Annotated in this window: 15 protein-coding genes; 3 read left to right on the forward strand and 12 right to left on the reverse strand. The window is 47.8% G+C overall.

Going from position 1 to position 13281, the window contains the following annotated elements; all coding sequences use genetic code 11:
• Nucleotides 1–174: 174 nt before the first annotated feature.
• On the reverse strand, nt 175–1581 hold the full coding sequence (locus A3750_RS07180) for a sigma-54 dependent transcriptional regulator (protein ID WP_068548134.1): 1407 nt from the start codon (nt 1579–1581) through the stop codon (nt 175–177).
• A 62-nt stretch (nt 1582–1643) separates the two neighbouring features.
• Entirely contained in the window at nt 1644–3191 is a 1548-nt protein-coding gene (locus A3750_RS07185; protein ID WP_068548135.1) for a PAS domain-containing sensor histidine kinase, read from the reverse strand.
• Nucleotides 3192–3566: 375 nt separating this feature from the next.
• On the opposite strand from A3750_RS07185, the gene A3750_RS07190 reads away from it, so the two are divergent.
• A complete protein-coding gene (locus tag A3750_RS07190) occupies nt 3567–4133 on the forward strand; it encodes a prepilin-type N-terminal cleavage/methylation domain-containing protein (protein WP_068456376.1) in 567 nt (188 codons plus the stop codon).
• Between the two features lie 360 nt (nt 4134–4493).
• Here the strand turns inward: A3750_RS07190 and A3750_RS07195 are convergent, their stop codons facing one another.
• Entirely contained in the window at nt 4494–5510 is a 1017-nt protein-coding gene (locus A3750_RS07195) for a hypothetical protein (RefSeq protein WP_068548136.1), read from the reverse strand.
• Nucleotides 5511–5642: 132 nt separating this feature from the next.
• Here A3750_RS07195 and A3750_RS07200 point away from each other — a divergent pair, with 132 nt between their 5' ends.
• Nucleotides 5643–6221 carry a LysE family translocator gene (locus A3750_RS07200; protein WP_068548140.1) on the forward strand — a complete coding sequence of 193 codons (579 nt, stop codon included), beginning with the start codon at nt 5643–5645 and terminating at the stop codon, nt 6219–6221.
• Nucleotides 6222–6236: 15 nt separating this feature from the next.
• Here A3750_RS07200 and A3750_RS07205 read toward each other — a convergent pair whose 3' ends face one another.
• Together A3750_RS07205 and rfaD are read right to left on the reverse strand one after the other, a co-directional pair.
• Nucleotides 6237–6842 (reverse strand): trimeric intracellular cation channel family protein, encoded by a 606-nt coding sequence (locus A3750_RS07205; protein WP_068456371.1) that lies wholly within the window; start codon nt 6840–6842, stop codon nt 6237–6239.
• A 6-nt stretch (nt 6843–6848) separates the two neighbouring features.
• Entirely contained in the window at nt 6849–7796 is a 948-nt protein-coding gene (gene rfaD, locus A3750_RS07210) for an ADP-glyceromanno-heptose 6-epimerase (protein WP_068520459.1), read from the reverse strand.
• 131 nt (nt 7797–7927) lie between these two features.
• Between rfaD and A3750_RS07215 the strand changes: the two genes are divergently transcribed.
• Nucleotides 7928–8206 carry a peptidylprolyl isomerase gene (locus tag A3750_RS07215; protein ID WP_068456385.1) on the forward strand — a complete coding sequence of 93 codons (279 nt, stop codon included), beginning with the start codon at nt 7928–7930 and terminating at the stop codon, nt 8204–8206.
• A gap of 78 nt (nt 8207–8284) precedes the next feature.
• Here the strand turns inward: A3750_RS07215 and A3750_RS07220 are convergent, their stop codons facing one another.
• The 7 genes from A3750_RS07220 to A3750_RS07250 form a co-directional block, all read right to left on the reverse strand.
• On the reverse strand, nt 8285–8872 hold the full coding sequence (locus A3750_RS07220) for a cytochrome c3 family protein (RefSeq protein ID WP_068456365.1): 588 nt from the start codon (nt 8870–8872) through the stop codon (nt 8285–8287).
• Nucleotides 8873–8889: 17 nt separating this feature from the next.
• Nucleotides 8890–9417 carry a nitrate reductase cytochrome c-type subunit gene (locus A3750_RS07225; protein ID WP_231871755.1) on the reverse strand — a complete coding sequence of 176 codons (528 nt, stop codon included), beginning with the start codon at nt 9415–9417 and terminating at the stop codon, nt 8890–8892.
• 13 nt (nt 9418–9430) lie between these two features.
• Complete coding sequence (napA, locus tag A3750_RS07230; protein WP_197474948.1) at nt 9431–11926, reverse strand: nitrate reductase catalytic subunit NapA; 2496 nt, start codon at nt 11924–11926, stop codon at nt 9431–9433.
• Nucleotides 11907–12284 (reverse strand): chaperone NapD, encoded by a 378-nt coding sequence (locus tag A3750_RS07235; RefSeq protein ID WP_068548138.1) that lies wholly within the window; start codon nt 12282–12284, stop codon nt 11907–11909. Before A3750_RS07235 ends, napA begins: the two co-directional genes overlap by 20 nt.
• A gap of 75 nt (nt 12285–12359) precedes the next feature.
• Nucleotides 12360–12635, reverse strand: coding sequence for a 4Fe-4S binding protein (locus A3750_RS07240; protein ID WP_068457687.1), 276 nt, complete (start codon nt 12633–12635; stop codon nt 12360–12362).
• Nucleotide 12636: 1 nt separating this feature from the next.
• Nucleotides 12637–12810 (reverse strand): periplasmic nitrate reductase, NapE protein, encoded by a 174-nt coding sequence (locus A3750_RS07245; protein WP_082863294.1) that lies wholly within the window; start codon nt 12808–12810, stop codon nt 12637–12639.
• A gap of 213 nt (nt 12811–13023) precedes the next feature.
• The coding region (locus A3750_RS07250) for a DbpA RNA binding domain-containing protein (RefSeq protein WP_197474949.1) at nt 13024–13281 on the reverse strand (258 nt) is incomplete at its 5' end.

The raw sequence follows: 13281 nt of genomic DNA on the forward strand, positions 1-13281 counted from the left end.
TAGAAGCGTACAAGGCGTCGCTTCGTCATTCGTTGGTCAAGCCGAAGGATGGCGAAGGTTGAAGGTTGAAGGTTGAAGGTTGAAGGTGCATGATGACCTAAGTGGCCGAACCGTGAAAAAAGGCGACTATCGTGCCTTTTTCTCAAACTCTTTGTCTGACGACGATCAGAATCACTAATCTAACCCAAGCTTCTTCAAGCGATACCGCATCGAGCGAAAACTCATACCTAGCATTTTAGCGGCTGCCGTTCTATTCCATTTTGTTTGCTGCAATGCGCTCTCAATTTCTCGACGCTCAATGTCTTCGAGAAAGGCCTCCAAGGGCATGCCTTCTGGACGAACCAATGCAGGCGCTCCGCTTTCAGGTATAGGGTCAGTGCTGTTGGCTTCCTCAATTCGATGCGTCTTTGTGGGTGCGATCTTTGGCGCGTCTTCGAGTTGCAAATCGGCCTCACGAATCACCTCATCTTCGCAAAGCGTAAATGCCCGTTCGATAATATTCTCAAGTTCACGCACATTGCCGGGAAAACTGTATGAAGTTAAAGCCTGCATTGCGGCCGAATCTATGCGTGCGCCATCGACATCACACTCTTGCGCGACCTGATTTAAAAAACGCTCTGCGAGAATCGGTATGTCGGTTTGCCTTTCTCTTAGACTTGGGACTTGCAGGTTGATCACGTTAATTCGATAAAACAAATCCTGACGAAACTCACCCGCATCAACCAAGGCTTGCAGATCTTTGTGCGTTGCACTGAGAATACGTACATCAACACGTTCCTCACTTTCCGCACCCACAGCCCTGACCGCCTTCTCCTGAATGGCCCGCAATAACTTAACCTGCATATCTAGGGGCAGATCAGCCACTTCATCTAAAAACAAGGTACCGCCATCCGCGGCTTTGAACAGACCGTCTTTATCCTGATGCGCACCGCTAAAACTACCTTTACGATGACCAAAGAATTCACTCTCCATGAGCTCTGAGGGAATCGCGCCACAGTTCACGGGAATAAACGGTCCGGATGCGCGTGCGCCGTTACCGTGAATAGCGCGAGCAACAAGCTCCTTACCGCTGCCCGATTCCCCGCTTATGTAGATTGGCGCCTGACTCCGGCTGAGCTTTTTAACCTGTGTACTTAGCTTCTTCAGCGCAGGGCTTTCGCCAAAAAGAATGACCTGATCCTCTGTCTCATTTGGAATCGCGACCTGACTACTTTCCTGAAGACGCAGCGCGCTGCTCACCAGGTTTCGAAGCTGAGCAAGGTCAACGGGCTTAGAGATAAAATCGAAGGCTCCTGCCTTCAACGCTTCAATGGCTGTTTCAATACTGCCATAGGCGGTGATCATTGCCACAGGCGTATCGCTAAACTGCGTTTGCATCATGCGAACAAAATCAATTCCATTGCCGTCAGGCAAATTCATATCTGTTAAGCAAAGAGAGAAGTCTTCCGTTTGTAAGAGCTCTTCGGCATCACTCAAACACTCGGCACTGCGGGTATCCAGCCCCATTCGCATGAGGGTGATCTGAAGCAATTCGCGAATATCCGGCTCATCATCAATGATCAAAATGCGTTGTATTGCCATATCTTTCAATCTGCCCTCTTTCCTATTTGTTAAGCACTATCTGTAACTGTTCCAACTCTACGTTAGACGATACGATTATGGTGCGCAAAGGTCACTCTGAAGCACGAGCCACCGCCTTCTCGTGGCAAGTAATTCAGATTAGCCTGATTTGCCTCACAAAGCTCTCGCGAAATATATAAGCCTAACCCAGTACCCGAACTCTCTGTGGTAAAGAAAGGTTCAAATAAATGTTTCTGATCATCCTTCGAGACACCCTCACCCCGATCAAGCACCTCGATCATGGACTGCCCTGTATCCCGTTTAGTCGATAATCGTATTTCGATCTCCGACTCTGGATCGACCTTCGCGCCATGATAGAGCGCATTGCCTATAAGATTCGTCAGCACCTGCTCTAGTTGCGACGAGTCAAAACGAGCGCGAGCATCGTCATCCTCTGTAATGAAGAATACTCTCTGATATGACGCATCTTGATCTTTGAGCTGAGCAATGATTTTGGCTAGCCATGGCTTCAACTCAATCTCGCGCACATCAGGTTTGCCTCTCCGGCTTAGTGTTAATGTATTCTCGATGATGCCATTTACTCGTGCACAATGGCGCTGAATAATATCGGTCATCTTCCGATCAGCGGGCACCAAATTCTCAGATTCAACGAGTAGTTGCGTGGCATGACTGATGGCCCCAAGTGGGTTACGCACTTCATGCGCAATACTGGCGGTTAGTCGACCCAGCGATGCAAGCTTGAGTTGTTGCGCGCGTTGAGTGACAAGGCGCGTATCTTCCAAAAAAATCAGCGTATGTTCTTTGTCTGCATCTTCCATTCTGGAGAAGTTAGCCTGAACCATGGGCAAATCCGCTGTCACTTGAAATGGCTTGCTTCGAATGGAGGGTAAGTCTCGCCAGGCCCTGATTCGCTGTTCGAGCGCTTTCGGAACGGCTTTACCCTCACGCATGCCAATCAGATCGGTGCAGGCCTGATTGAAGACCAGTACGTCGAGCTGAGCATCGCAGACGATAATCCCTGTGCGCATACTCTGAATGATTTGATGGTTTAGCGCCTGCAACTCAGCAATGTTTTGCTGCTGCTCTTCCGCGAGCCGCTCACTTTGGGATATCCGTCGAGCGAGGTTTTGCAGAATAAACGCCGCTGCAAAGTAGATTGCACCCGCCACACCCGCACGTGCAACATCCCCCGTTACACTGACGCCTTCGATCATACGATCAAACTCAAGCGATAGAGATAGCAACGAGGCGACCGCTGCAAGGGCGTAGGCAGGTGCACCGCGCAGCATGATGTTTGACGCAGCGACAGAAATGATAACCAAGTTACTTAGACCGCCCGTAATCCCCTCACCGGCATAGAACAGCGCATGCAAAAAAACTATATCGATCAGGCACGAAAAAAATACCTGATTACTTTTTGCCTCAAACCGAAAGCGATAGGCGAGTAACGAAAGAAGCGAAACAACAAAATAACTCGCGGCTAGACTTTGGAATACCGTTAAGTCACGAAAGTCACTGACAGCGAACTTGTTGGAAAATGTCATTCCAATTAGTAAGGCGCCGATCACCACACGGTAGAGGTTGAAATAGTTAAATAGCGAGATGGGCATGAATCAATATTCGCCGGAAGGGTAAAGGGTTAACTTTCAGTATAATCAATGATTTTAAGTTATAACGCCCTTACTCGAATTAATTCTTAAAAGAAGGTCTTGAAAATATTGTGTCGATATCTGATCTCCTCGCAGAGGCTGCGACAATTGTTGCGCATGTTTTCCGAATGAGCACCTCCAACTTAAGGAAGGTCGCCTCTTAAAAATAGCATTGCTCTCGCCAAAACCACCCTATAATCGATATCAAGCAAACTCGTCCGTCGCTCAAACTATACCGCCTGAAAATGCCTCCGGTGATCGATGGCGAATAACAAAAGTCGCACTATAGTTTAAGAGTAACTTTCGAGAAAATTAGGATTAATGCTCCGGCGCAATATGACAAACTCAGCCTTCAAACAACAGGGATTTACACTTATCGAATTGGTTGTGGTCATTGTGCTCTTAGGGGTATTGGCTGCCTTCGCCTTACCAAAGTTTTCAGACCTATCTAACGAGGCGTATATCGCTCAAGCAAAAGGCATTGCCGGAAGCTTTCAAGCCGGCGTCAAAATTGTTCAGTCTGTGCATTTTTCACAAGGGCTAACTGGGCGGCGTGTCCAAAACTTATCGGGCTATGATGATGGCACGGTTGACGTCAACGAACAGGGTTTTCCCATCGGCACGGATAAAGGCAACGGCAACAGTAACATCGGCCGTGGTAATAACGGGTGCGCAGCAGTTTGGGTTGCCGTACTGAGTGATGGTGCGCCAAGTGTGGCCAACGGCAACAACAACCAGGACTATCGCTCCTTTCGCCATGACAGCAATCGGTCTTGTAGTTACGCTCTCAGAAGCAATGACGATACCGCCGGCAGAACCCAGTCACAAATTGTCATTCGCTACAATTCGTCAACAGGTTTAGTCGATGTCTGCGGTCAGAGCAGCCAATTGCCCAACTGCTAAACCTCGCTGCACTAAGCTGTTTAGATTAAACAGACTACCGCAAGCAAGGCAAACAAGCTCAGTAAGTAACATTTTGGTGTAGAAGATGTTTTACGAATATACATCGAGCATTTGATAATGCGTCATCGGCATAGTTATCTTCATTCACATCGTTCCGTATGAAACAGATTGCTGGATCAAGGTAATGTACTGAACAAAAGTTCTTAGACCTTTATCGCCTATTCTTCCTCATAATAGGATTAGGCAAGACCAAAGATCCATGAGGATCAATTTTCAACTCAGCGCACCCTCTTAGCGCCGATAACTAAAAGAATGTGCGCCCTCCAGAGGCTGAATGTCGAGTGGCTTAAGAAGTGTTACTCAAACTTGCGTTTTTTTTGCATCAGAGCCGGAATCAGTGCTCGTATCAGTGCTCGTATCAGTGCTCGTATCAGTGCTCGTATCAAACCATAGCAAACGCACCAGTATTGCCATCACGACAATGGAAAACAGCAAGCGTCCTAGCAAAACGGGCACCCAATGCGCGCCGAGCAACAGCACTAGCAAGGTATCCTCTATCAGACTGTGGCAAAGCCCTAAGAAGCAGGCCACGATCTTCATATCACGCGAGCTAATGGTGCCTTTTTCGGCAGCATCAATCAGCAAACCGGCTCCAAAGCTCAAGCCAAGCATCAGCCCAACGATGGTCACCTGACTGGCCTCTTTATCGACCCGCAACAGGCGCGTTAAAGGCAGCAAGAGAATGTTTAACACTTTGTCGAAACCAATCAGGGTCAAAAATCTAAGGAACGCCATTAGAGAAGCGAGGATCACCAGAATCCCGATCAACATCTCGAGTTGTGATAAGAGCCAAGCAGTGAGGCTGTCACCTGAAGGCGTGGGCGACCATAAAACAACGCTGGGTTGAGTCGCCAAATCGCTGAATTGCATTGCCAAATGCACAAACAAAGCGAACACATAGCTTCCGACAATACGCAAGAGTATGGTGACTCGCCAACGAACACCTAAGGCTTTGGCGACGGCGCCTTCAATCGGAAGTGCGTGAGCAACCAAGACGAGCATCGACATGACACTGATCTGAGCGACCGAGTAGCTTGCCCCATCTGACAGCTGGTAGAACACCACCATTGCGCCATAGATATTCGTCAGAATGCTTGCGGCCCAGACCAGACCAAATTCACTTGGGAGCCCTAACACGCCCATCAATGGAGAGAGAAGCATGGCTAAAAACTCGGTCGCGCCGAGCTCGTCAAGAAGTTTGACGATCACCACTGCGGGCACCATAATCTTCAGAAGAATCCAGTACGATCGACCAACGTCTTTTGCAAACGCCTTCAGGGCCTGCTGAGAGAACGCGCGTTTTATCCCGTCATTCATACGTTTTCCAAAACAGTTTAGGAGCAGGAGTAACGAGTACTTTTTATTCCAGCCTCATATATTTAATGGAGTAGCATAGCTTTGGAGCTGCCAAGCGTCACCGTTTTATCTTTATTCATTCCAACCTTTTTCATGGTATCCATCACGCCCGGCATGTGTATGACTTTGGCGATGACGCTTGGTATGCGTTTTGGTTTACGTTCCGTGGCTTGGATGATGATTGGCGAGCTCAGCGGTGTTGGCCTCGTGGCAACGCTAAGCGCCATCGGGGTCGCGGCAATACTGTTAACAACGCCTTCTCTGTTTCTGGCACTCAAAGTTGGCGGTGGTTTGTACCTCATCTATCTCGGAATACAAATGTGGCAAGCCAAAGGCAAGATGGCGCTAACCGATGACTCAAGCCTACAGGCAAGCTTTACTCGACGACAGCTCATCGTTCAGGGCTTTATTACCGCCGTGGCCAATCCAAAAGGTTGGGCATTCTTTGTTGCTCTGCTTCCGCCGTTTCTTGATCCTGATAAGAACCTAACTAATCAGCTAGTGGTCTTTCTGGCAATGATCTTAAGCCTTGAAGCCTTGTGTCTATTGATCTATGGAACGGGTGGAAAAAGCTTAGGACGTTTTCTGAGTGAGGCACATCATCAACGCACTTTAAATCGTTGCTCAGGAAGCTTGCTCGCCGGTGTCGGTATTTGGCTAATGCTGAGCTAAACCTAAATTAGGCAGTTAACGACGCGCTTGAGGCAAGCTCACATTGAAGCGCATTGCGATAAAGCGACTCACTGTGGCAGCAATAGCAGACAAGGCGATGCAATAGGTTTGTGGAACGCCCTCATAGTGTAAAACCATGTACATCACGCCGCCAATAATGGCCGCTGACGCATAGAAATCTGCACGCAAAATCATCGGAATTTCCCGTACAAGCAGATCACGAATCACACCACCGCCTGTAGCCGTGAGTATGCTCATTAAGACAACACCAACCCAGCCTAGTTGGTGATATACCGCTGTTGCAGCGCCAATTGCAGCAAACACCCCAAGCCCGATTGCATCTGCAACCCGAACATAGTCCATATGCCGCTCAACCCGATTGGCAAAGAAAAAGGCAACAAGCCCTGCGGCCATTGCCGTAAAGAAATACGTTTCGTTAGTAAAGGCAGCCGGTGGATGAACACCTAAAATCGCATCACGCATGATCCCGCCACCAAGGCTTGTGGCAAGTGCAAGTACGAGAATACCAAGTAAATCTAGGTGATATTTTGCGCCATCAAAGCCACCTGACAACGCGAAAACAAAGACCCCAAATAAATCGAAGTACAGCAACCATTCCATTAGGGATTAATCAGCCTTATTGAGCCAAGTCATATATTCGGAAACACCCTCAGCAACCGTTTTAAAAGGCTGATCATAGCCCGCGGCGCGCAAGGCACTCATATCCGCTTGAGTAAAGCTTTGATAGCGGCCCTTTAAGTGATCAGGGAACGGAATGTACTCTACTTTGCCCTTACCGTGAAAATCCATCACGGCATCTGCAACAGCTTGAAAGGGCTCTGCAGCTCCAGTGCCCAAATTATAAATGCCTGATGTCGCCTTGTTCTGCCAGCACCAAAGATTCACATTCGCCACGTCACCAACGTAAACAAAATCACGCGTTTGCCCGCCATTCGGATAGCCATCATAACCCTCAAATAACTTCGGGTTCTCGCCCGCTTTGATTTGTGTATTCAAGTGGTAGGCCACACTCGACATGGAACCTTTGTGCTGCTCTCGCGGACCATACACATTGAAATAGCGAAACCCGACTACTTGTGACTCAGCTTTCGGCAAGAGACGACGTACATACTGATCAAACTGAAACTTCGAGTAGCCATAAACGTTTAGTGGCTTCTCATGCGCACGCTCTTCCTTAAAAACGTCAGAGCCACCGTATACAGCAGCGGAGGATGCATAGAGAAAGGGAATTTTCTTATCTAGGCAGTACTCCAACAACTCGACAGAGTATTGGTAGTTATTCTGCATCATGAACTTGCCGTCCCACTCAGTGGTCGAACTACACGCCCCTTCATGGAAGACCGCTTCAATTTCTCCAAACGGCGCTCCGGCGTCGAGCATACCGAGAAAATCGTCTTTATCGAGGTAGTCCGCGATCTCAAGATCAACAAGATTGACGAACTTCGTTCCATCCGTTAAGTCATCCACAACGATGATGTCTTTATAGCCCTGCTGATTTAAAGCATGAACGATGTTGCTACCAATAAAACCGGCACCACCAGTAACGATAATCATAAAGCGATCCTAATCTTTTCTGTTGCACGACAATTGAGCGCAATTATAGGTACTGATGACCAACAAATACACTTTAGTTGCATAGCAAAGGTACAATGCATGCGGAATCCACTTTGAATGAAGGTAAGACCATGCCCATCGCGATGGCAAAACATATACTGGTAAAAACGCGTGAAGAAGCCGAACGGCTCAAAAAGCAATTAAAGCTAGGCGCTTCGTTTGAGACTTTGGCTAAAAAGCATTCGACCTGCCCCTCTAAAAAGCGGGGTGGAGACTTGGGCGAGATTAAAAAAGGGCAGCTAGTAAAACCCGTCGAAAAAGTTATATTCACTCAAGCCTTGAAACAGACACACGGGCCCGTTAAAAGCCAATTCGGCTTCCATCTAATTCAAGTGTACTATCGAGACTGAGTCTTTTCTAAGACAGACCGGATAGTGCGCACAAGCGACGCACTTATCCGCACTTTCGACTTATTCCGAATCTGAACACTACCAGCCCTCGACCCCCTCCATACTAGGGAGTTTATGGGCAATGCCTTTGTGGCAGTCGATGCACGTTTTCTCACCGGTAACCAAATACTTGGAGTGCATCTTTTGGGCTCGATCGCTCTGACGAGTGAAATCCATAGAATCTGCACTGTGGCAGTTTCGACATTCTAGAGAATTGTTGCTTTTCAAGCGATGCCACTCATGCTGGGCGAGTTCAAGACGCTTTTCCAAAAATTTCTCTCGTGTATTAATTGTGCCAAAAATCTTGCCCCATACTTCTTTCGAGGCCTGCATCTTACGCGCGATTTTATCCGTCCACTCATGTGGTACGTGACAGTCAGGACACGTCGCACGAACCCCTGATCGGTTGTTGTAATGAATCGTACCCTTCAGCTCCTCATAGACGTTGTTTTCCATTTCATGGCAACCAATACAGAATTCTTCTTGGTTTGTTACTTCTAGCGCAGTATTAAAACCGCCCCAAAAAATTACGCCAGCAATGAATCCGCCAAACACCAAAAAGCCAAGCGAGTAATGGACCGCCGGACGACTCGCAACTTTAATATAGCGCTTAATTTTTGAGATCATTTTGCTCCCCCTAGCGCCTATTTAAGCAACTTATCCATATCAACAAAGTCGTTTTCAACAAGCGGCTTCGCGTCGGTTTGAACAACATGACATTGCGTGCAGAAAAAGCGTGTCGCCGAAATCGATGCTAAAGATTGATGATCTCGATCCTGATAATGCGTCACGCTTACCATCTTCGCACCAGACTCTTCAATGCGACTGCGACCATGACAAGACATGCACTTGTTCACATTGAGATTGATCTCGTAACCACCGATCTTGTGCGGAATAGTTGGCGGCTGCATCGGGTATTCGCGTTTTCTAGGTTCAGATGACTCCACGGTCACGGGCATTCGAGCAGGCTCAAACTCACCATCGATTGGTAAACCCTTGCGAAGCGTCGCAATACCATCACCACTTTCCGTCCCTTGGTCCACAGACGCATAATCAACGGCCTCTGCAGGTTGCGACACCGCATTGGTTTCCACTTTTTCCTCTGCGCAACCCACCGCAAGAACCAAAGAGGCGAGCATGATAGAACGAACATATTGTTTAAAATCACTCATATCACTACCCTCCTTATACTTTCTCAAGTTTCACAGCGCATTTTTTGAAATCGGTCTGTTTAGACAATGGGTCAGTCGCATCAAGCGTCAACTTGTTAATGAGCTGGCGAGCGTCAAACCACGGAACATAGACCAAACCTTTAGGAGGTTTGTTTCTCCCTCTGTCTTCAACGCGCGACAACATAGAGCCACGCCGACTCGACACTTTAACCTGGTCACCACGACGTAAACCCAATGCTTTTGCATCATCAGGGTGGATAAATACTTGGGCATCCGGATACGCTTTATAAAGTTCAGGAACGCGTTGCGTCATCGAACCAGAATGCCAATGTTCTAGGACTCGTCCTGTTGATAACCAGAAGGGATACTCTTCATCAGGTGATTCGGCAGGCGGCTCATAAGGCAGTGCAAAAATCAGCGCCTTACCATCAGGTTTACCGTAAAATTCGAACCCTTTACCTTTGCCTACATATGGGTCAGAACCTTCTCTGAAACGCCAGAGGGTTTCTTTACCGTCTACCACCGGCCAGCGTTTACCGCGATTTGTTTTGTACTCATCATAATCGTCAAGATCATGCGCCTTGCCTCGGCCGAATCCCGCATACTCTTCAAACAGTCCTTTCTGAATATAGAATCCAAAGTGCTTGGCTTCGTCGTTGTTATATTCTTCCGACACTTCATCCAGACCAAACTTATCAACTTGTCCGTTCGCGTACAGAACGTCGAACAATGTTTTGCCTTTATATTCCGGTTTTTTAGCGATCAGATCGGCGGGCCATACATCCTCTACCTTAAAACGCTTTGAGAATTCAACGACTTGCCACATATCAGATTTAGACTCCCCGGGCGCGTCGACGAGCTGCATCCACTGCTGCGTTCGACGCTCAGCATTGCCGTAAACACCTTCTTTTTCGACCCACATGGCAGTGGGCAAAATCAAATCGGCTGCCTGTGTTGTTACCGTGGGATACGCATCTGAAACCACGATAAAATTATCAGGATTACGATAAGCCGGATAAATCTCTTCGTTGATGTTTGGCCCGGCTTGCATATTGTTGTTTACCTGAATCCAGTACGCATTAATCTTACTGTCTTTCAGGTCTCGTACCTGCTGAACGGCGTGCGCGCCAGGCTTTTCAGGGATCGTTCCTTCAGGAAGTTTCCAAATTTTTTCGGCAATTGCGCGATGCTTAGGGTTGTTCACCACCATGTCTGCAGGTAAACGGTGCGAGAAAGTCCCTACCTCTCGCGCCGTTCCACAAGCAGAGGGCTGCCCCGTCAACGAAAACGGGCTATTCCCTGGCGTGGCGATTTTCNCAGTTAAAAGGTGAATGTTATAAATAAGCTGATTCACCCAAACACCGCGCGTATGTTGATTCGCACCCATTGTCCAAAAAGACGTCACTTTCGTGTCAGGGTCGGCATACAGTTCAGCGATCTTCACAAGTGTATCTTTCGGAACGCCGGACATTGACGACGCTTTATCAAGATCGTAATCGGCAACAAAGGCCTTAAATGCTTCGAAATCAATCGGTGTCGACTTACCGCTATTTGGGTTCTTTGCCGCTTGTTGTAAAGGATGCTCCGGTCGCAGACCATATCCGATATCGGTGTCGCCTTTGACAAAGCGGGTGTGCTTATTCACAAAGTCTTTGTTTACTTTGTCATTCTGAATAATGTAATTGGCAATATAGTTGGCAATCGCCAAGTCTGATTGCGGAGTAAAGATCGCAGGGATGTCTGCCAAATCAAAAGAACGATGTTCAAAGGTCGAAAGAACGGCCACTTTTGTATTCGGATACGAAAGTCGGCGATCCGTCACGCGCGTCCATAAAATGGGGTGCATCTCGGCCATGTTCGACCCCCAAAGAACGAAGGCATCGGCATTCTCAATGTCGTCATAGCAGCCCATTGGTTCATCAATACCAAATGTGCGCATAAAGGCACCCACCGCAGATGCCATACAGTGACGCGCGTTGGGATCAATATTATTGGAACGAAAGCCCGCTTTATAAAGTTTTGCTGCGGCGTATCCTTCCATTACCGTCCACTGTCCAGAGCCAAACATCCCCACACCACTTGGACCTTTGTCTTTCAAAGCTTGCGAGAATTTTTCATGCATGACCGTAAAGGCTTCGTCCCAGCTAACCTCTTCAAACTCGCCATTCTTGTCATACTGGCCATTCGTCTTCCGCAATAGAGGCTTCGTCAGGCGGTCTTCGGCGTACATGATTTTCGAGAGAAAATAGCCTTTAACGCAATTTAGCCCTCGGTTTACAGGAGAGTGAATATCGCCATGGGTAGCAACGACTTTACCTTTCTTTGTTGCGACATTGACGCTACAACCAGTTCCACAAAAACGGCAAGGCGCCTTCGACCATTTCAAACCTGCTTGCGTTTTGTCAGTCACTACGTTGTTTGCAGCATACGCGGGTAACTGGATCCCCAACGCACTACCAGCTGTCGCAACAGCTGTCATTTTGATCAAGTCACGCCGTGTAGTAGCCACTTCCGCTCTCCTCTTCTTGTGTGATGGCTGCATCGAGTTCTTCGCTGCTTTCCATATGGTGATAAACAAGATTTACATTCAAGACACCATCTAATCGAGACAAGGCACTATGAGCCTCACTAATCACCACGCTGTCTGGCGTCTCAAATACCAAAATCGCATGGCCATCGTTATCACAATGTGCGATTTCGCAACTGGCAATACGAGCGAGATCACCCACAACGGTGTTGTGTTTTTCGGGCGTAAAGCGCAGCGCAAAGCTCGCGATGTGCCGCACGGCATCGACATCATGCACTTTAATGCGCTTAGACTCCGCCGGTTTGAGCCTTGCGCCGCGCACTTCCGGTTCAGCATTCATATGTGACCTCATTACTCAATTAATGATGCGCAAAACAATACGCAGCCGGGTTTTTAGGCGACAGAAAATCGCGCTCTAAACCAAAATCAATGCATCGTTAGGGCAACGCTTTGCGCAATCCATACAGCCTGTACAAGCGTCCTGATCAATGCCAATTTCAAGTGTACCGCCCAACGCCGGACGAACTTTTATTGCATTCACAGAGCACTCATCACGACAACTGGAACAATAGATTCCATGCATGTTCAAACAGTTTGCGCTGACCTCTAAATGCTGAACAGGGGGTTCAACATAACGCTTAAACAAAGCTCGCCTCGTGATTTTTTGTTCTGTATTTTGGGCGTCGCTCATATTAACTAGCTCCGGGAGGACCTAGTAAAATCTGACTAATCCATATGATAAATCCGTAGCCACCTACGAGCACCGAACTTAAGATAGGAAAGAAAAATATCGCTATAAACCAAAAAGCATTCCGCTCTTCTTCGCGAGAAATCGGTTTATCTATTTCACTTGGCTCTTCTGTCATGACAGACCTCCCAGCCAAAATAAATCTCAAATACACGCTACAGAACTGCACCGCATACATTTCGAAAACCATAAACAGATTCAAGATAGTACATTTTTTTTGGCTTGCACAACCAAACACCTGCCTGATGAAGGGAGTAAATGACCTTGGTCAAGTCGAACTAAAACAGCTTGAGCGCTATGACTCCATATCGAGCGAGGAAATGAACACGGGTTACTTCAGTTTACGCGCTCGAAACTTGCGGCCTTTAATGTTGCCCTCATTGAGCATGTTCAGCGCTTTTCTCGCTAAATCTGCTTTTACGGCAACAAAGCTCGCGTTTGGCACAATGCGAATTTTTCCTACATCAGAACCATCTAAACCGCCCTTTGCTGTCAGAGCTCCTAGCAAATCACCTGGGCGCACTTTATCTCGCTTACCACCAGACACTTCGATGCTTACCCAGTCCGCTTGAGGATAATCGCCTTTTGC

It is taken from the genome of Oleiphilus sp. HI0079 (assembly GCF_001635105.1).

Excerpts from the sequence above, each read along its gene's own strand:
- A3750_RS07180 (WP_068548134.1), bottom strand. The coding sequence starts at position 1,581 with ATGGCAATACAACGCATTTTGATCATTGATGATGAGCCGGATATTCGC.
- A3750_RS07185 (WP_068548135.1), bottom strand. The coding sequence starts at position 3,191 with ATGCCCATCTCGCTATTTAACTATTTCAACCTCTACCGTGTGGTGATC.
- A3750_RS07190 (WP_068456376.1), top strand. The coding sequence starts at position 3,567 with ATGACAAACTCAGCCTTCAAACAACAGGGATTTACACTTATCGAATTG.
- A3750_RS07195 (WP_068548136.1), bottom strand. The coding sequence starts at position 5,510 with ATGAATGACGGGATAAAACGCGCGTTCTCTCAGCAGGCCCTGAAGGCG.
- A3750_RS07200 (WP_068548140.1), top strand. The coding sequence starts at position 5,643 with ATGGTATCCATCACGCCCGGCATGTGTATGACTTTGGCGATGACGCTT.
- A3750_RS07205 (WP_068456371.1), bottom strand. The coding sequence starts at position 6,842 with ATGGAATGGTTGCTGTACTTCGATTTATTTGGGGTCTTTGTTTTCGCG.
- rfaD (WP_068520459.1), bottom strand. The coding sequence starts at position 7,796 with ATGATTATCGTTACTGGTGGTGCCGGTTTTATTGGTAGCAACATCGTT.
- A3750_RS07215 (WP_068456385.1), top strand. The coding sequence starts at position 7,928 with ATGCCCATCGCGATGGCAAAACATATACTGGTAAAAACGCGTGAAGAA.
- A3750_RS07220 (WP_068456365.1), bottom strand. The coding sequence starts at position 8,872 with ATGATCTCAAAAATTAAGCGCTATATTAAAGTTGCGAGTCGTCCGGCG.
- A3750_RS07225 (WP_231871755.1), bottom strand. The coding sequence starts at position 9,417 with ATGAGTGATTTTAAACAATATGTTCGTTCTATCATGCTCGCCTCTTTG.
- A3750_RS07235 (WP_068548138.1), bottom strand. The coding sequence starts at position 12,284 with ATGAATGCTGAACCGGAAGTGCGCGGCGCAAGGCTCAAACCGGCGGAG.
- A3750_RS07240 (WP_068457687.1), bottom strand. The coding sequence starts at position 12,635 with ATGAGCGACGCCCAAAATACAGAACAAAAAATCACGAGGCGAGCTTTG.
- A3750_RS07245 (WP_082863294.1), bottom strand. The coding sequence starts at position 12,810 with ATGACAGAAGAGCCAAGTGAAATAGATAAACCGATTTCTCGCGAAGAA.